Raw genomic sequence first — 17,354 nt, forward strand, 5'->3', positions numbered from 1 at the left:
ACTCGACGCCATGGAACTCACCGACATTCAACGCAAGTTCGTCCTGCACTGGGGCGAAATGGGCTCCATGTGGGGCGTCAACCGCACCGTCTCGCAGATCCACGCCCTGCTCTTCGCACACGGCAAGCCGATGAACGCCGAGGAGCTGTGCGACACGCTCGGCGTCGCCCGCTCCAACATCAGCAACAGCCTGAAGGAGCTGCAGGCCTGGAATCTCGTGCGCGTAACCCACACGCTGGGCGACCGGCGCGACTATTTCGAGACCAGCGTCGACGTGTGGGAGCTGTTCCGCACCGTCGTGCGCGAACGCAAGGAACGCGAATTCGACCCCACCGTCCGCGTGCTGCGCGAGCTGGTCTCCAGCCCCGACTTCCAGAAAGAACCGGCCGATGCACAGGACCGCATCCGCTCCACCATGGAACTCATGGACAAGCTCGCCACCTGGGCCGACGAAATGCTGCGGCTGTCGCCCGGCACGCTCGACAAGGTGATGACGCTGGGCGCGAGCGTGCAGAGGTTCGTGCGCGGCGATACCGCTGCGACCGGCAAGGGCGGCAAGGGCGGCAAGGACGAAGACCCGGACGCGCACCATGCCAGCCTGCCGATGATCTGAGCCCCCTTTTTTTGCCCTTCAATTTCTGTTTTGACAGAAATATCGAGAACCAAAAACAACATGAGCCACACCGCCCTTCCTGCCTACCCGCTCACGATCTACTTCGACGCAAGCTGCGCGATCTGCTCGGCCGAAATGGGCAGCCTCAAGGCGCGCGATGCGGGGGGGCGGCTGCAACTGGTCGACTGCTCGCCAGTAGCATTCAGCAGCGGCCCTGCTCCGCGCGACGCGCTGATGGCGGCCATCCATGTGTCGGACGCCGAAGGCCGGGTGTTCATCGGCGTGCCCGCGATCCGCATCTGCCGCACAGCGGTCGGCTTGTCGAGCGGCAGCTTCCTGCTCGACCTGCCGATCGTCGCGCCGCTGGCCGACCGCGCCTATGCACTGCTGGCGCGCAACCGCTACCGCATTCCGCGCTGGCTGGCCGCAAGGCTGGCCGGGCGCGTCGCGCCTTCCTGCGACGACGGCAACTGCCGCCTCTGAGAACCAACGAACAAGCAACCACCGAGGGAATCGCCATGCCCACCGTCTTCCAGCCCGACTTCCGCGTGCCGCACGAAACGCCCCTGCGCACCCCGGCAAGCCACGCCAGCGCGCCCATCACGACCGAGGACACGCAGGACTACTTCACCGAAGTAGCGATCGACTACAGCGCCTGGAGCCCCAGCTACAACATGCACTTCGGCTTCTGGCGCGCGGGCCTGAACCCGCTGCGGCGCGAAGGCATGCTGGTGGAGATGAACCGCGCGGTCGGCCGTGCGCTGCAGCTCGGCGACGCACAGCCCGGCACCGCGCACCGCCGCTGCGTGATCGACATGGGTTGCGGCGCCGGCGCCACCGCGCGCACGCTGGTCGGCGACGATCCGTCGCTCTACGCCATCACCGTGACCAACGTCGCCGTGCAGAACCGCATCGCCGCGAAGCTCGACGCCGCTGCTGGCGTGGCCGACCGCATGGCGCACCTCGAAGCCGACTACACGCGCACCGGCCTGCCCGCCTCACAGGCAGATGGCGCGTGGGCTGTCGAAAGCGCCTGCTATGCCGACGGCACCGCCAAGGCCGACTTCATCCGCGAAGCCGCACGGCTGCTGAAGCCCGGTGCGCGCCTCGCGGTTGTCGACGGCTTTCTGCTGCGGCCCCGGCCCGGCCGCCTGGCCAACTGGCTGCACCGCCTGTGGGCCGACAGCTGGGCCGTGCCCACGCTGGCCGTGCGCGAAGACTTCGTCGCCGCGCTGGGCGAGCACGGCTTCGACGACATCGAGGTGAAGTCGCTGCGCTGGCGCGTGGCGCCCAGCGCGCTGCACATCCCGGTGCTGGCCACCCGCTTCACGCTGGCCGAGCTCTGGAAGGCGCGCGGCAAGCTCAGCCCGTGGCGGCGCAAGCACATCGTGGCCAGCTACTGCGCGCTCGCGCTGGGCATGTTCTGGCGCGACTTCGACTACTGCATGGTTACGGCGAAGCGCCGCGCCGACTGACAGAACGAACAACACAAGCACAACGAGGAGAAGAGGTTTCCACATGAGCAACGACAACGAAGAAAGCAGGCTCTCCGAACTCGACCCCATGGAGCAGGCCGAGCCCCGGCGCCGCATGCCCTTCGCATGGTTCTGGCCGATCCTGGCGGGCGCGCTCGTCGCGCTGGTGCTGCGTGTCGTCTTCAGCGGCGGGCCTGGCCAGCGCTTCTCCCCGATGCTCGGGTCGTTCGTGTACTTCGTGCCCGCCGTGTGCGGCGCGGTCACGGTGTACCTGGCCGAGCGCATCGAGCGGCGCAGCTGGGGCTACTACCTCTGGGCGCCCTGGGTGGCGACGGCGCTGTTCGTCACCGGCACGCTGGCGGTGTTCATCGAAGGCATCATCTGCGCCATCGTCATCATTCCGCTGTTCGCGGTGATGGGCAGCGTCGGCGGGCTCGCAATGGGCATCGTGTGCCGCATCACCAACTGGCCCAAGCCCGCGCTGTACAGCTTCGCCCTGATGCCGCTGCTGCTCGGCGGCATCGAGCCGCAACTGCCCAACCCGGACCAGTTCTCGAACACCTCGCGCACGCTCTTCATTGCCGCGCCGGCCGAGCGCGTGTGGCACGAGCTCAATGCCGCGCGCGACATCCGCCCCGCCGAAGTCGGCGACGCATGGGCCTACCGCATCGGCGTGCCGATGCCGGTGTCTGGGGTGACCGTCGACACGCCCGAGGGCCGCGTGCGCCAGGTGCAGTGGCAGAAGAACGTGCACTTCGAAGAAATCGTCACCGAGTGGCAACCCAACCGCCTGCTGAAGTGGCGCTTTCGCTTCTCGCCCGACTCCTTCCCCGCCGGTGCGCTCGACGACCACGTGATGATCGGCGGCCAGTATTTCGACCTGCGCGACGCCACCTACACGCTGACCCCGCGTGAGGGCGGCACCGAGCTGCGCGTAGAAGTGTCGTGGCGCCTGAGCACGCGCTTCAACTGGTATGCGGACCGGGTCATGCAGATGCTGCTCAATGACGCCTCGGAGAACATCCTGCGCTTCTACAAGGCGCGCAGCGAAGCCACGGCAACGGCGGCAGCAGGATGACGATGCAACCCGTCTTCCAGCAGGCGCTCGGCCCCGCGTGGGACCGGCTCGGCGACGTCATCCGCCGCCACTACACGATGACGCCGTTCTCCGGCGACTACGTGTGCGTGCGCGGCACGATGAACGAGGTCTGGCACGCCCCCTGGGCCGCGCTGCTGATGCCCTTCGGCCGGCTGTTCGGCGCGCTCGTTCCGCACCAGGGCACGAATGTGCCGATCGAGGTGCACTACCGCTGCCACCCCGACGACGCCAATCTCTACTGGGACCGTATCTTTCACTTTCCGGGAAAGCCGCCTTTCCATTTCCGCTCGCACATGGAACACGATGCGAAGCAAGGCAGCGAGGTGATCGAATACGTGCGCTTCGGCATCGGCATGCGCCTGGCGGTGAGCGCAGAAGACGGCGCGGTGGTGTTCCGCGACATGGGCTACATCTGGCGCATCGCGGGGCTGCGCATTCCGCTGCCGCTCGGCCTCTTTCTCGGCACTGCCTATGTCGAGGAGCGGCCCGACCCCGCCGATGCCGACCACTTCACCATGAAGATGCTGCTGCGCCACCGCTGGTTCGGCGACGTGTTCCGCTACAGCGGGCGTTTTCACCTGGGCCCGCGGTTAGGGCCACAATGAGCGCACCATGCCACGCCGCCCTGAAAACCTCTACGCCCAGTACCACGCCCACGTCTATTTCGCGCCCGACACGGTGGCGCAGGCGCGCGCCCTCTGCGAGCGCGCGGGCCACGAGCTGATGGTGGTGGTCGGCCGCGTGCACGAGCGGCTGGTGGGGCCGCATCCGCACTGGAGCTGCCAGCTCGCCTTCGACGCCGCCGAGTTCGACCAGGTCATCGGCTGGCTCGACGCCAACCGCAACGGCCTCGACGTGTTCGTGCACGGCGTGACGGGCGACGACTTTGCCGACCACACAGCCCATGCCATGTGGCTGGGCGAAGAAAGCGCGCTCGACCTGCGGATGTTCCGCCACTAGGTCTTTTCTTCGACCCCGGCGCCGTGCACCTTGAAGAAGGTCGCGCCCTCGACCTTCTGGCCAATGGCCTTCTCATAGGCCGCGCGCACGTCCTCAGGCTGCCCGGCCTGGCCGAAGAAATCCTTCAGATACGGCCCCAGCAGCGGATGCGCGGCCAGTTCGGCACGCGGCAAGCCGTTCAGCATCTCGTCGCGGCACGCTGACGGCAGGAATACATCGCGGTTCTTCTTGGGATCGCGGATCAGCCCCTTGGGCTCGTGCGCCGGGTCGGCCTGCATTGCCTCGATCTCCTCGAAGAAGCGGCGGCGCATCATCACGATGCCCTTGTCGCTCTGGCCCAGCTTCTCGCGCGTGCGGTCGGTGATGGCGCCCTGCCCGACCCACACCACGAAGTCTTGGTTGGCCACATGACTGGTAATCCACCGCCCCGTCGCCGGGTCCTTGATGGGCCCGTACCACGAAGGAATGCGCTCCTGCACATAGGGCTCCTGCTCGCTCGGCACGCGGCTCAGCACCCACAGCACGCTGAGCGTGTGATGGTCGTCGATGGGCACGCGCCACTCGAAGTGATGGCCGAGGAAGAAGCCGTTCGGCCACAGCGTGACGCGCCCGGTGGTCCACATCACGCTGTCTTCACGCTCGCCGCCGCGCAGGCGCTTGTAGACGAAGCCGTGCTCGAACTCCTCGAAGGCCAGCTTCAGGTGCGTGGGCACGTACGGCCCTTCTTCGCCCTGCAGGCGCGTGGTCCAGTTGTTGTGGGTCCACTCGAAGTGCACCGGGTCGATGGAGTTTTCCTGGCACTGGAACCAGTTGCACGGAATCTCCGCGAACACCGCCTGCGCAAAACCGTTCCTGCAGTTGAACAGCTCCCAGTCGGGCAAGAGCGGCGCGGGCTGCGGGCCCATGTAGGCCCATAGCAGGCCGGCCTTCTCCTGCACCGGATAGGCCTTGATCTTCGTGTTCTTGCGCATGCGCGCGCCGGGGTCCAGCGTTTCCTCGAAGGGCTGGTGCACGCATTGGCCGCTCTGGTCGTACTGCCAGCCGTGGTAGCTGCAGCGCAGGCCGCACTGCTCGACGTAGCCGTACGACATGTCGGCGTTGCGGTGCGGACAGCGGCGGTCGACCAGGCCGTAGTTGCCGCTCAGATCCTTGTAGAGCACCAGGTCCTCGCCGAGGATGCGCAGCGGCTTCACGGCCTTGTCGCCGAACTCGCTCGCACCGGCAATCGGGTGCCAGTAGCGGCGCAGGTAGTCGCCCATCGGCTTGCCGGGGCCCACTTCGGTCAGCAGGCGGTTCTTTTCTTCGCTCAGCATGCATCGTCTCCTTCTTCTTCAATCGGCGCGGATGCCGAACTCGCGCACCAGCTTGCCGAAGCGCTGGTCGTCGTCTGCAATCTGCTGCGCCAGCACGGAGGGCGCGCCGCCCATGGGCTCGATGCCGAGCGCGGCCATCTTTGCCTGCACGTCGGGCATCTTCAGGATCTCGTTGAAGTGTTTGTTGAGCGCCTGCACGACTTCTGCCGGCATCGCCTTCGGGCCGAGCAACCCCATCCAGGCACTCACGTCCACGTCCTTGAAGCCCAGCTCGATGAAGGTGGGCACGTTGGGCATCAGCTTCGTTCGCTGGCGTTCCGCGACGGCGAGCGGAATCAGCTTGCCCGCGGCGATGTGGCCCGCCACGGCGCCGGGCGTGATCCAGCCCACGCTGACATGGCCGCCCAATGCATCGTTGACCACCGGCGCCACGCCGCGGTACGGCGCGTGCGTGGCCGCGATGCCCGCGTCCTTGTTGAGCAGTTCGCCCGCAATGTGCATCGGCGAACCGGCACCGGGCGTTCCGTAGGTCGTGGTCTTGCCGGCCTTCGCGCCGGCAACGAGCTGCGCCACGCTCTGGATGCCGGTCGACGGCGCGGTCACCAGCAGCAGCGGGATGTTTCCGGTCTTCACGATGGGCGTGAAGTCTTTCACCACGTCGTGCGCCACGCCGGGGCCGGTCTTCAGCACGTGCTGCGCAATGGGAAAGGTGCTGGGCGTGAAGAGCAGCGTGTAGCCGTCGGCCGGCGCCTTGGCGACCCAGACGTTGCCGATCATCCCGCTCGCGCCGGGCCGGTTGTCGACCAGCACCGGCTGGCCGATGCGCTGCGACAGCTTCTCGGCATAGGTGCGCGCGATGGCGTCGGTGTCGCCGCCGGCCGGGTAGGCCACGACGATGGTGATCGGCTTGGAGGGCCAGGCCTGCGCCATGGCCGCGGTGGCGGCGCATAGCGAAAGAACGGCTGCTGCAGCGGCACGGACCGCGTTTCGCGGGTGAAACATCATGCTCTTTTCCTTCTCGGTGGGACGACGTTGGTGTCGTCCGCACTGTAGGAACGGGGCCTCGAAGCCAGAAGATATAGTTTCACTCAGTGAACTTTTTTCCGGAGGCCGGCATGTCGGACACCACGGGCGCGCAGAGCGTGAAAGCCATCGACGCGCTGCGCCGCGGGCTCGACGTGATGCTGGCCATCCAGCGCTCGTCGGCCGTCACGCTGCAGGAGCTGCACCGCCAGACCGGCCTGTCGAAGGCCACGCTGCTGCGCATCCTCAAGACACTGCAGCAGGCGGGCTGGGCCGAGCGCAGCGAGCACGACAGGCGCTACGTGCCCACGTCGGCCACCGGGCAGTCGGGGCCTGCAATGGCATGGCGCACGCGCCTGTCAGCGCTGGCGGCGCCCGCGCGCGCCACGCTGCAGCGGGTGGTGCCGTGGCCCATCGACCTGGGCGTGCGTGACGGCACGGCCATGCTCATCCTCGACACCGACCGGCCGCGCAACGGCCTGGCCGTCAACTACCGTGCACTAGGCTTTCGTCCGCCGATGCTGCTGTCTTCACTGGGGCGCTGCTATCTCTCGTTCTGCCCGGAACACGAGCGACGCGAAATCCTCGCGGCGCTGGCGCGTTCGCCCAACGACTTCGACCGCAGCGCGCGGCGGCCCGAGAACATCCGGCGCATGGTGGCGCACGCGCGCGACCTCGGCTACGTGGCGCGCGACCCGACCTCGACCAGCATGGATTCGCCCGACCGCTTCGGCGCGATCTCGGTGCCCTTACGACAGGGCGAACTGGTGGTGGGCTGCCTCAGCTGCGCCTGGCTGCCGGCGGTGAAGAGCGAGCGCGAGATCGTCTCGGCCCACCTGGCCGACCTGCAGCAGGCCGCGCAGAACATCGAGCGCAAGCTGGCGCAGGCCGGCTTCGAGCCGCCCCCGGCGAGTTCATGAAGCGCGCTGCTCAGAACTCTGCGTCGAGCTCGTCGATCTCCTCGGGCTCCTGCTTCGCGGCCGTCACCCATTCCTTCATGGCCGGCAGTTCCATCACGCGCTTGCAGTAGGCCGCGCACACGTTGTCTAGCGCCACGTCGTAGCTCAGGAAGCGCGTGACCACCGGCGCGTACATCGCGTCGGCCATGCCCGGCTGCTTGCCGAACAGGAAGGGGCCGCCGTACGCCTTGAGGCATTCGCGCCAGATGGCGACGATGCGATCGATGTCGGCCTGCGCGCGAGACCACACCTTGAAGTTCTTGAAATGGGCCTTGATGTTCATCGGCAACGCGCCGCGCATCGAGCCGAAGCCCGAGTGCATCTCGCCGCAGATGGCGCGGCAATGGGCGCGGGCCGCCACGTCGTCCGGCAGCAGGCCGGCCTTGGGCTTGATCTCGTTGAGGTATTCGCCGATGGCCAGCGTGTCCCACACCTTCACGCTGCCGTGCTGCAGCGAGGGCACCAGCATCGACGAAGACAGCAGCAGCATCTCGGCCTTCATGGCCGGATCGTCGGGCGGAATGACCTTCTCGCTGAAGTCCAGCCCGGCCAGCCTGCACATCAGCCAGCCGCGCAGCGCCCACGCGCCGTAGTTCTTGCTGCTGATGGTGAGAACGGGTTTGGCCATCGTGAAGCTCCTTGGGCGTTGTGCTGTTGCGTGCAAGCGCCATGCCATGCGGTTGGCCCGCAACTTGCCTGCGAGGTATTCATGCTGTACCGGGCCTACCAGAACCAAGCCGACCTGCTCTCTCCGGCGCGGCTCGCGGCGCAGTACATGAGCAAGGCCCTGTGGAAAGACGGCACGGAGCGCACCATATTGCGGCGCATGGCCGCCCAGTTCGAGGTGTTCTCGCGCATGCGGCTGACCCACACGCGGCCCGACTACGGCATACACAGCGTCATGGTCGACGGCGCGGAAGTGGCCGTACACGAGGAGACGACCCTCGTTTCGCCCTTCGGCACCCTGCTGCATTTCCGCAAGGACACCGATGCGGTGCACCCGCCGGTGCTGCTGGCCGCACCACTGTCGGGCCATTTCGCCACGCTGCTGCGCGAAACCGTGCGCACCCTGCTGCGCGACCACGACGTGTACCTGACCGACTGGCACAACGCGCGCGACTTGCCGCTGTGGCACGGCGGCTTCGGCCTGGACGACTACACGCTGCAGCTCATCAGCTTCCTGGAGGCCGTGGGGCCGGGCGTGCACATGGTCGCGGTCTGCCAGCCCTGCGTGGCCGCGCTGGCCGCCACCGCGCTGATGGCCGAAGACGACAACCCCGCCACGCCGCGCAGCCTCACGCTGATGGCCGGCCCGGTCGATTGCCGCATCAACCCGACCGGCGTGAACACGCTGGCCACCAGCAAGCCCATCGAGTGGTTCAGGCGCAACCTCATCAGCCATGTGCCTTGGCCGCATGCGGGCATGATGCGGCGCGTGTACCCGGGCTTCCTGCAGCTCTCGGCCTTCATGAGCATGAACCCCGAGCGGCACAAGAAGCAGTTCGAGGACATGTACAGCCACCTGGTCGAAGGCGACATCGAGAAGGCCCGCACCATCGGCACCTTCTACGACGAGTACCTGGCCGTGAACGACCTGCCGGCCGAGTTTTACCTGGAGACCGTCGAACGAGTCTTCCAGACGTATGACCTGCCACGAGGCGTGCTCACCGTGGGCGACCGCACCGTGAACCCCGCCGCCATCCGCCGCACCGCATTGCTGACGGTGGAAGGCGAGCGCGACGACATCTGCGCCGTGGGCCAGACGGTGGCGGCGCAAGACCTCTGCACAGGCATCCGGCCGTACCTCAAGACGCACCACCTGCAAGCCGGCGTGGGGCACTACGGAGTGTTCAGCGGCAGCAAGTGGAATGCGCAGATCTATCCGCGCGTGCGCGAGACGATCCACGCCGCGGCTGAATTGAACGGCTAGGCCTGGCGCCGCGCGCGCACGCCCTTGCCGCTCACGCGCCGCACCGTCGCTTCGCCGGCCTGCGGCAGGCGCTCGCGCAGGAACGCGATCAGCTCTTGCGCCACCACGTTGCGCATCGGCCCCGGCAGGTAGGCCAGCACCACTCGGCGCTCGACGCGCGGCTTCAGCAGCGGCACCACCACCAGTTCGGGGTCGCGCAGCGACGAGGTGTACAGGCGCGGCATCAGGCCCAGCGCCTGCCCGCTGCGCACCAGCGCATAGAGCGTCTCGGAATAGCTCACACGGTACGGTTCCGGGCCCTGCGCGAACTGCGCGCGCGCCGGGTTGCCCAGCGCAGGCATGCTGCCGCGTTCGAACAGCACCAGTCGCTCCTTGCCGATGGCCTCCCACTGGGCATCTCCGGCCGCTGCCAGCGCGTGGTCGCGCCGCACCACCAGCACCAGCGGGTCGCGGAACAGGTCGATGCAGGTCAGCCCGCCCGGCGGCTCGGTGATGGCGGCCACCGCCATGTCGATCTGCCCGCTGCGCAGTTCGGCCAGCAGCGTGTTCGAGGGGGCATCGCGCCAGGCCAGCTCCACCTCGCGCTGCCCACTCTGCAAAAACTCGCTGGCAGCCGCCGCCACGCGCGCACTGGCCGAGGGAATCACGCCGATGCGCACGAAGGCGCGGCCGCGCTGCACCGTGCTTTCGATGTCGCGCAGCGCCACCTCGAAGGTGTTGACCAGGAAGTCGGTGCGCGCCAGCACCTCGGCGCCCACGGGCGTGAGCTCCAGTCGATGGGTGGAGCGCGTGAGCAGTTCGGCGCCGAGCAGCTTCTCCATCTGCTTGATGGCGTTGCTCAAGGCCGGCTGCGTGATGGCGAGCCGGCGCGCGGCACGGCCGAACTGGCCTTCTTCCACCAGCACCGAGAAGAACTGCAGCTGGCGCAACGTGAGCGCACGCAGGGGCAAAGCGGCCATGAGCACTCCCGGTTATTGATTCAGTGAATCAAATTATAGAAATTCAAAATTTTCTTTATGAGAGCGCCGTTACTAGACTGGTCAGCATGACCAGCCCCACGCCTGCTCCCCACGCGCCTCTCACGCTGGAATCGATGCTCCGCGCCATGCCCAAGGCCGAGCTGCATTGCCACCTGTTCGGCACGGTGCGCCACGAAACCTTCAAGCAGCTCAACCTGCGCGCCGGCTCGCCGCTGGCGGCCGACGAGATCGAGGGCTTCTACACGCGCGGCGAAAAGCCGGTCGGCGTGCTGCGGGTGCTGCGCGCGCTCGACGCCCAGCTGGTGCGCAGCGCCGGCGACCTTTATCAGCTCACGCTCGAATACCTGCAGGACGCGGCCTCGCACAACGTGCGCTACGCAGAGTTCTTCTGGAACCCGACCGGCACGGTGCACGAATCGGGCATTGCCTACCCGCTCGCGCAAGGCGCCATCGTCCGCGCGATCCAGGACGCGCAACAGGAATTCGGCATCGCCGGCCGCCTCATCGCCGCCATCGACCGCGAAGCCAGGCCTGAGGCGGCCGTGGAGATGGTCGAGTGGGTCAAGGCGCGTCGCTGCGAGGAGGTGATCGGCATCGGCATCGACTACCGCGAGGTCGACCGTCCGCCCGAACTGTTCACGCAGGCCTACGCCGATGCGAAGAAGGCGGGCCTGAAGACCACCGCGCACGCGGGCGAGTTCGGCATGCCCTGGACCAACGTGCGCACTGCGCTCGACGTGCTGCAGGTCGACCGCATCGACCACGGCTACACGGTGGTCGACCAGCCCGACTTCGCGCGCGAATGTGCTGATCGCGGCGTGATCTTCACGGTGGTGCCGACCAACTCGTACTACCTGCGCACGCTGCCGCCCGAGCGATGGGCCATCGACCATCCGATCCGCCGCATGCCCGGCCTGGGCCTGCGCATCCACCCCAACACCGACGACCCAACGCTGCACAAGGTCACGCCCACGCAGGCCTGGCTGATGATGGTGCGCGACTTCGGCTTCGGCCTGGATGACCTGCGCAGCTTCATGCACAACGGCCTGGACGGTGCGTGGATCGACGACACGCAGCGCCACGCATGGCGCACGCAGTGGAGCGATGAATTCGACACGCTGCGCGCCCGCCTCGATACCGAACCCGCCCCCACCACCCTCGAATGACCCACGCCATGAACACACCCCGCCGCCTGCTTCTCGCCGCTGCACTCTGCGCCGCGCTTCCCACCGCGGCCCTCGCGCAGGCATGGCCCGCTGCCAAGCCCATCACGCTGATCGTTCCCTACACAGCCGGCGGCAGCGTGGACGTCAACGCGCGCCTCGTCGCACAGCGCCTTGGCGAGCGGCTCAAGCAATCGGTCGTCATCGAGAACGTGAGCGGCGCGGGCGGCGCCATCGGCGTAGCCAAGGCGGTGAATGCCACGCCCGACGGCTACACGCTGGTGGTGGGGCCCGACAGCGCCATTGCCATCGGCAAGCTGGTCAACCCCACGGCCTTCCGCTTCGATCCGCTGAAAGACCTGGCGCCGGTCGGCCTGCTCAACACTGCGCCGATGGTGCTGGTGGCGCGCCCCGGCCTCGAGGCCCAGACTTTTTCCGACTTCGTGAAGCTCGCGAAGGCCAAGCCCGGCAAATACAACTACGCGACCTCGGGCGTGGGCACGGTGCTGCAACTGGCCATGGAACTGCTGAAGGAACGCAGCGGCATCTTCGTCACGCACGTGCCCTACCGCGGCGGCGCGCAGATTGCCACCGACGTGATCGGCGACCAGGTCGACCTGGCGATGCTGGTGAGCACCAGCGCCATTCCGCACGTGAACGGAAAGCGGCTGAAGGCGCTCGGCATCACCAGCAGCAAGCGGCTGGCCGCGCTGCCCAACGTGCCTACCTTCGACGAGATGCCCGGCCTCAAGGGCTTCGACATGGTGAGCTGGACCGGCATCTTCGCGCCTGCGAAAACGCCGCCGGCCGTGGTCGCGCAGATCAACCACGAGCTCAACGCGGTGCTGCAGGAAGAAGGCGTGCGCGGCAAGCTGATGGAGCAAGGCGCGCTGCCGGGCAGCGGCACGCCGGAGAGCTTCGCGAAGTTCGTGCAGACGGAGTACGCGCGCAACCAGAAGATCGTGCAGACGGCCAACATCAAGGAGTGAGCGCGTGAAGACGACGCCCATGCTGTCCCGCCGCACCCTGCTGGGCGTGTCCGCCGCCGGCCTTGCAGGCATGGCCTTCGCGCAGAGCCCCAGCCCCGCCGAACTGGCACAGGCGCTCGCCGGCACGCCCGCCACGCAGCTGCCGCCCGTGGCAGGCAAGCGCCAGGTCATCATCGACACCGACCCCGGCCAGGACGACGCCATCGCCCTGCTGATGGCCATGGCCGCGACCGACCGGCTCGACATCAAGGCGCTGACGGTGAGCGTGGGCAACCTGCCGCTGACGGTGACAGAGAAGAACGCGCGCATCGTGCGCGACTGGGCAGGCCGGCCCGAGATTCCGGTCTACGCCGGCTACCCGCGCCCGCTGGTGCGCGAACCCATCTTCGCCGATGACGTGCACGGCAAGACCGGCATGGAAGGCCCGACGCTGCACGAGCCACGCGGCCCGCTGATGCCCACGCACGCGGTGCAGTACCTCATCGACACGCTGCGCGCCGCAGCGCCGAAAAGCATCACGCTCGTGGGCCTGGGGCCGCTGACCAACTTCGCGGCAGCGCTCAACTCGGCACCCGACATCAAGCCCGCCATTGCCGAGATCGTGGTGATGGACGGCTCCTGGGGCGTGGGCGGCAACATCACGCCCGCCGCCACCTTCAACGTGTACGCCGACCCCGAGGCCGCATCGATCGTGTTCCGCAGCGGCGTGCCGGTCACGGCCATGTCGCACGACGCGGCGCGCCGCGTGCTGCTGACGCCCGAGCGCATCGTGCCCTTCCGCACCATGGGCAACAACGCCGGCAAGGTGGTGGCGGAAATCTTCGATTCGATGATGGCGTACGGCCAGCGCCGCCGGGGCGTGGCGGCCGGGCCGATCTACGACCCGTGCGTGATCGCGTATCTGCTGAAGCCCGAACTCTTCAAGGGCGCGAAGGTGAGCGTCGATGTGGAAACCAAGGGCGAGTTCACGACCGGCGCGACGGTGGTCGACTTTCGCGGCTACAACCGCCGCACGCCCAATACGCTGTGGATCAGCGAGGCCGACACCGAAGGCTTCTACACGCTGCTGCGCGCGCAGATCGCGCGGCTGCCCTGAACGGGCTGGCCGGGATCAACCGGCCTTTTCGTCTTCCGCCGGCCAGTCGCGGATGTAGGCCTTGAGCATCTTGTTCTCGAAGTTCTGGCTGTCCACCACGGCCTTGGCCACGTCGTAGAAGCTGATCACGCCCATCAGCATGCGCTTGTCCATCACGGGCATGTAGCGCGCGTGGCGCTCCAGCATGATGCGGCGGATTTCGTCAAGGTCGGTTTCCAGCGTGCAGGTGACGGGGGCGTCGTCCATGGCCTTGCGGACCAGCGTGGTGCCGACCTGGCCGCCGTTGCCGACGATGGCCACGATGACTTCCCGGAAGGTGAGCATGCCGACCAGGTCGCCGTGCTCCATGACCACCAGCGAACCGATGTCCTTTTCCGCCATGGTGTTGGCGGCTTCTGCCAGCAGGTCGTCTGGCGTGATGGTGAAGAGCGTATTGCCCTTGACGCGAAGGATGTCGCTGACTTTCATCGTGTGCTCCTCTCGGACTCAATCTCGGCTATCTAGGCGGGCGTGCCGTTTTTGAATATAGCCCACAATCGACGCCGACCTGAGCGCCCATGTCGCGGACGCATGAATTGCATACGTAACGGGGCATTGCCAGGAGACAACTGCTCAGACCCAGAAAGGCCCTCATGCCCGGTTATTCCGACCCCGGTTTCGACACCCTCGCGCTGCACGCCGGCGCCGCGCCCGACCCCGCCACCGGCGCACGGGCGGTGCCGATCCACCTGACCACCTCCTTCGTCTTCGAGTCGAGCGATCACGCGGCGGCCCTGTTCAACCTGGAGCGCGCGGGCCACGTGTACTCGCGTATCAGCAACCCGACCAACGCCGTGCTGGAGCAGCGCGTGTCTGCGCTCGAAGGCGGCATCGGCGCCATCGCCACCGCCAGCGGGCAGGCGGCGCTGCACCTGTCGGTGGCCACGCTGATGGGCGCTGGCTCGCACATCGTGGCCAGCACAGCCCTGTACGGCGGCTCGCAGAACCTGCTGCACTACACGATGCGGCGCTTCGGCATCGACACCACCTTCGTGAAGCCCGGCGACCTCGACGGCTGGCGCGCCGCGGTACGCCCCGAGACCAAGCTGTTCTTCGGCGAGACCGTGGGCAACCCCGGGCTCGACGTGCTCGACATTCCGGCCGTGAGCGACATCGCCCACGAGGCCGGCGTGCCGCTGCTGGTCGACTCGACCCTCACCTCGCCCTACCTGATCAAGCCCTTCGACTGGGGCGCCGACCTGGTCTATCACTCGGCCACCAAGTTCCTGTCGGGCCACGGCACCGTCATCGGTGGCGTGGTGGTCGACGGCGGCAGCTTCGACTGGGAAAAGTCCGGCAAATTCGCCGAGCTGACCCAGGCCTACGACGGCTTCCACAACATGGTGTTCAGCGAGGAAAGCACTGTCGGCGCCTTCCTGCTGCGCGCCCGCCGCGAGGGCCTGCGCGACTTCGGCGCCTCGATGAGCCCGCACACGGCCTGGCTGATCCTGCAGGGCATCGAGACGCTGCCGCTGCGCATGGAGCGGCACATCGACAACACGCAGAAGGTGGTCGAGTTCCTGTCCACCCACCCGTTCGTGTCGCGCGTGGGACATCCGCTGATCGAATCGCACCCGAGCCACGTGCTCGCGCAGAAGCTGCTGCGCCATGGCGCGCGCGGCGCGGGCGCGGTGTTCAGCTTCGACATCAAGGGCAGCCGCGCGCAGGGCAAGGCTTTCATCGAGGCGCTGAAGCTCTTCAGCCACCTGGCCAACGTGGGCGACTGCCGCAGCCTGGTGATCCACCCCGCGAGCACCACGCACTTCCGCATGACCGACGAGGCGCTGGCGGGTGCGGGCATCTCGCAAGGCACGATTCGCCTGTCGATCGGGCTCGAAGACCCGGCCGACCTGATCGACGACCTGAAGCGTGCCCTGAAGGCCGCGGAAAAGGCGGGCGCCTGACATGAACTACACCGTCAACGGCCACACCACCTACTGCTACACCGGCGGCAAGCCCTTCGATGCGGCCAAACCCACCGTGGTGTTCATCCACGGCGTGCTCAACGACCACAGCGTGTGGATCCTGCAAAGCCGCTGGTTCGCCAACCACGGCTGGAACGTGCTCGCGGTCGACCTGCCCGGCCATTGCAAGAGCGAAGGCCCGCCACCCGCCAGCGTGGAAGACGCGGCGCAGTTCGTCATTGCGCTGCTCGACGCAGCCGGCGTGCAGAAGGCCGCATTGGTCGGCCACAGCTTCGGTTCGCTGATCGCACTCGAAACGGCTTCGCGCGCACCCGACCGCATCACGCACCTCGCGATGGTCGGCACGGCCTACCCGATGGTGGTTTCGCCCGCGCTGCTCGAAAGCTCGGTGAGCGACCCGCAGCGCGCCATCGCCATGGTCAACACCTTCTCGCACTCGCTGCTGGCGCCGCCGCCCTCCTCGCTCGGGCCGGGCACCTGGCTCTACGGCAGCTCGCGCGCGCTGATGCGCCGCGTGCTCGCGAGCAACCGCGGTGCGAACGTGTTCCACATCGGCTTCAAGGCCTGCAACGACTACGCCAACGGCGAGGCCGCGATGGAGAGAGTGCAGTGCCCGGTGCTGTTCCTGCTCGGCGACGCCGACCAGATGACGCCGCCGCGCGCCACCAAGGCGCTGGTGGGCAAGGCGCGCAACGCCAAGGTGGTGACGGTGCATGCCGGCCACTCGCTGATGAGCGAGGCGCCCGACGAGGTGCTGTTCGCGCTGCGCGACTTCGCGGCTGCCTGAGCAGGCACGCCCTTATTCCGCCGCGATCCCCGCGCGGTGCGCCAGGGCACGGTAGCGCGAGATCTCGCCTTCCATCTGCGTACGGAACGCCGCCGCGCCAATCGCCACCGGCTCCATGCCCTGCGCTCGCAGTTGCGCCTGCAGCGCAGGGTTGCCCATGGTCGCGGTGACCGCGCGGGCGAGCTTCTCGATCACCGGCGCCGGGGTTCGGGCTGGCGCGGCAAAGCCATACCAGGCATCGAAGGTGGCGTCGGGCAGCCCCTGCTCGGCCAGCGTGCGCACTTCGGGCAGCATGCTGGAGCGGGTTGCGCCCACGATGCCGAGCGCGCGCAGCTTGCCCGAGCGCACATGTGGCGCCACGGCGGCCACGGTGTCGATGCCGATCTCGATCTCGCCGCCGATCACCGCCATCGAACTCTGGCTGCTGCCCTTGTACGGAATGTCCTGAAGCTGGATGCCGGCGGCCAGCGCGAGCAGTTCGCCGGCCAGGTGCGGGCCCGAACCCGAGCCGAAGGTGGCGTAGCGGATGCTCTTCGGCTTGGCCTTGGCCGCGGCGATGAGCTCGGGCATCGAGTGCCACGGCGTGCCCTTGCCCACCACCAGCACCAGCGGCGTGCGCGCCACGATGGCGATGGGCGCCAGGTCGCGCACCGGGTCGTACGGCAGCTTGGCGCGCAGGGCCGGGTTCACGCTGTAGCTGGTAGAGCCCGAGAGCAGCAGCGTGTAGCCGTCAGGCGCGGCCTTGGCGACCGCATCGGTGCCGATGATGGTGGAGGCGCCGGGCTTGTTGTCGACCACGATGGGCTGGCCGAGGTGCTCCGACAGCGTCTGCCCCATTGCCCGCGCCACGATGTCGGTGCCGCCGCCCGGTGGAAAGGGCACGACCAGCCTGACCGGCCGATCAGGCCATGCGCTCTGCGCGAAGGCGGGTGCCTGGGCGCCCAGGACGGCGGAAGCGGAAAGCAGCAGGCCGAAGGCGCGACGGGAAATGACGAGGTTCATG

The 17,354-nt window shown here is 67.7% G+C and carries 19 protein-coding genes; 13 read left to right on the top strand and 6 right to left on the bottom strand.

Features of this window, described 5'->3' with window-relative positions; genetic code table 11:
• The first annotated feature begins 10 nt into the window (after window positions 1-10).
• From BMW87_RS18215 to BMW87_RS18240, 6 genes are read left to right on the top strand one after another with little or no spacing between them, the layout of a single operon-like run.
• The gene (locus tag BMW87_RS18215) at window positions 11-613 is read left to right on the top strand and encodes a GbsR/MarR family transcriptional regulator (RefSeq protein ID WP_093051520.1); all 603 of its coding nucleotides are present in this window, start codon (window positions 11-13) and stop codon (window positions 611-613) included.
• 60 nt (window positions 614-673) lie between these two features.
• On the top strand, window positions 674-1,096 hold the full coding sequence (locus tag BMW87_RS18220) for a thiol-disulfide oxidoreductase DCC family protein (protein WP_093077804.1): 423 nt from the start codon (window positions 674-676) through the stop codon (window positions 1,094-1,096).
• Between the two features lie 35 nt (window positions 1,097-1,131).
• Window positions 1,132-2,088: an SAM-dependent methyltransferase gene (locus BMW87_RS18225; protein ID WP_093077806.1), complete on the top strand. Its 957-nt coding sequence runs from the start codon at window positions 1,132-1,134 to the stop codon at window positions 2,086-2,088.
• Window positions 2,089-2,131: 43 nt separating this feature from the next.
• Window positions 2,132-3,166, top strand: a complete 1,035-nt coding sequence (locus BMW87_RS18230; protein ID WP_093077807.1) for an SRPBCC family protein — start codon at window positions 2,132-2,134, stop codon at window positions 3,164-3,166.
• On the top strand, window positions 3,163-3,792 hold the full coding sequence (locus tag BMW87_RS18235) for a DUF4166 domain-containing protein (protein ID WP_093077809.1): 630 nt from the start codon (window positions 3,163-3,165) through the stop codon (window positions 3,790-3,792). The genes BMW87_RS18230 and BMW87_RS18235 overlap by 4 nt, the downstream gene beginning before the upstream one ends.
• 7 nt (window positions 3,793-3,799) lie before the next feature.
• Window positions 3,800-4,147: a DOPA 4,5-dioxygenase family protein gene (locus BMW87_RS18240; protein WP_093051535.1), complete on the top strand. Its 348-nt coding sequence runs from the start codon at window positions 3,800-3,802 to the stop codon at window positions 4,145-4,147.
• Here the strand turns inward: BMW87_RS18240 and BMW87_RS18245 are convergent.
• A complete protein-coding gene (locus BMW87_RS18245; RefSeq protein WP_093077811.1) occupies window positions 4,144-5,460 on the bottom strand; it encodes an aromatic ring-hydroxylating oxygenase subunit alpha in 1,317 nt (438 codons plus the stop codon). The two genes, BMW87_RS18240 and BMW87_RS18245, sit on opposite strands and share 4 nt — an antisense overlap.
• 18 nt (window positions 5,461-5,478) lie before the next feature.
• On the bottom strand, window positions 5,479-6,465 hold the full coding sequence (locus BMW87_RS18250; RefSeq protein ID WP_093077812.1) for a tripartite tricarboxylate transporter substrate binding protein: 987 nt from the start codon (window positions 6,463-6,465) through the stop codon (window positions 5,479-5,481).
• Window positions 6,466-6,575: 110 nt separating this feature from the next.
• Here BMW87_RS18250 and BMW87_RS18255 point away from each other — a divergent pair, with 110 nt between their 5' ends.
• Window positions 6,576-7,403 carry a helix-turn-helix domain-containing protein gene (locus tag BMW87_RS18255; protein ID WP_093077814.1) on the top strand — a complete coding sequence of 276 codons (828 nt, stop codon included), beginning with the start codon at window positions 6,576-6,578 and terminating at the stop codon, window positions 7,401-7,403.
• A gap of 10 nt (window positions 7,404-7,413) precedes the next feature.
• On the opposite strand, the gene BMW87_RS18260 is transcribed toward BMW87_RS18255, so the two are convergent.
• Complete coding sequence (locus tag BMW87_RS18260) at window positions 7,414-8,070, bottom strand: glutathione S-transferase (RefSeq protein WP_093077815.1); 657 nt, start codon at window positions 8,068-8,070, stop codon at window positions 7,414-7,416.
• Between the two features lie 81 nt (window positions 8,071-8,151).
• Here BMW87_RS18260 and BMW87_RS18265 point away from each other — a divergent pair, with 81 nt between their 5' ends.
• Entirely contained in the window at window positions 8,152-9,372 is a 1,221-nt protein-coding gene (locus BMW87_RS18265; protein WP_093077817.1) for a polyhydroxyalkanoate depolymerase, read from the top strand.
• Here the strand turns inward: BMW87_RS18265 and BMW87_RS18270 are convergent.
• Complete coding sequence (locus tag BMW87_RS18270) at window positions 9,369-10,331, bottom strand: LysR family transcriptional regulator (protein ID WP_093077818.1); 963 nt, start codon at window positions 10,329-10,331, stop codon at window positions 9,369-9,371. The two genes, BMW87_RS18265 and BMW87_RS18270, sit on opposite strands and share 4 nt — an antisense overlap.
• Window positions 10,332-10,417: 86 nt before the next feature.
• On the opposite strand from BMW87_RS18270, the gene BMW87_RS18275 reads away from it, so the two are divergent.
• From BMW87_RS18275 to BMW87_RS18285, 3 genes are read left to right on the top strand one after another with little or no spacing between them, the layout of a single operon-like run.
• Window positions 10,418-11,518, top strand: a complete 1,101-nt coding sequence (locus BMW87_RS18275; protein ID WP_177192798.1) for an adenosine deaminase family protein — start codon at window positions 10,418-10,420, stop codon at window positions 11,516-11,518.
• Window positions 11,519-11,526: 8 nt separating this feature from the next.
• Entirely contained in the window at window positions 11,527-12,504 is a 978-nt protein-coding gene (locus BMW87_RS18280; protein ID WP_256216819.1) for a Bug family tripartite tricarboxylate transporter substrate binding protein, read from the top strand.
• Between the two features lie 19 nt (window positions 12,505-12,523).
• A complete protein-coding gene (locus tag BMW87_RS18285; RefSeq protein WP_177192807.1) occupies window positions 12,524-13,600 on the top strand; it encodes a nucleoside hydrolase in 1,077 nt (358 codons plus the stop codon).
• 15 nt (window positions 13,601-13,615) lie between these two features.
• Here the strand turns inward: BMW87_RS18285 and BMW87_RS18290 are convergent, their stop codons facing one another.
• Window positions 13,616-14,068 carry a CBS domain-containing protein gene (locus BMW87_RS18290; RefSeq protein ID WP_093051560.1) on the bottom strand — a complete coding sequence of 151 codons (453 nt, stop codon included), beginning with the start codon at window positions 14,066-14,068 and terminating at the stop codon, window positions 13,616-13,618.
• 164 nt (window positions 14,069-14,232) lie between these two features.
• Here BMW87_RS18290 and BMW87_RS18295 point away from each other — a divergent pair, with 164 nt between their 5' ends.
• Entirely contained in the window at window positions 14,233-15,543 is a 1,311-nt protein-coding gene (locus BMW87_RS18295; RefSeq protein WP_093051563.1) for an O-acetylhomoserine aminocarboxypropyltransferase, read from the top strand.
• A 1-nt stretch (window position 15,544) separates the two neighbouring features.
• A complete protein-coding gene (locus BMW87_RS18300) occupies window positions 15,545-16,351 on the top strand; it encodes an alpha/beta fold hydrolase (RefSeq protein WP_093077823.1) in 807 nt (268 codons plus the stop codon).
• 12 nt (window positions 16,352-16,363) lie between these two features.
• Here the strand turns inward: BMW87_RS18300 and BMW87_RS18305 are convergent, their stop codons facing one another.
• Window positions 16,364-17,353, bottom strand: a complete 990-nt coding sequence (locus BMW87_RS18305; RefSeq protein ID WP_093077824.1) for a Bug family tripartite tricarboxylate transporter substrate binding protein — start codon at window positions 17,351-17,353, stop codon at window positions 16,364-16,366.
• Between the last annotated feature and the right edge of the window lies 1 nt (window position 17,354).

Source organism: Variovorax sp. OV084, from assembly GCF_900111625.1.
GTDB lineage: Bacteria > Pseudomonadota > Gammaproteobacteria > Burkholderiales > Burkholderiaceae_C > Variovorax.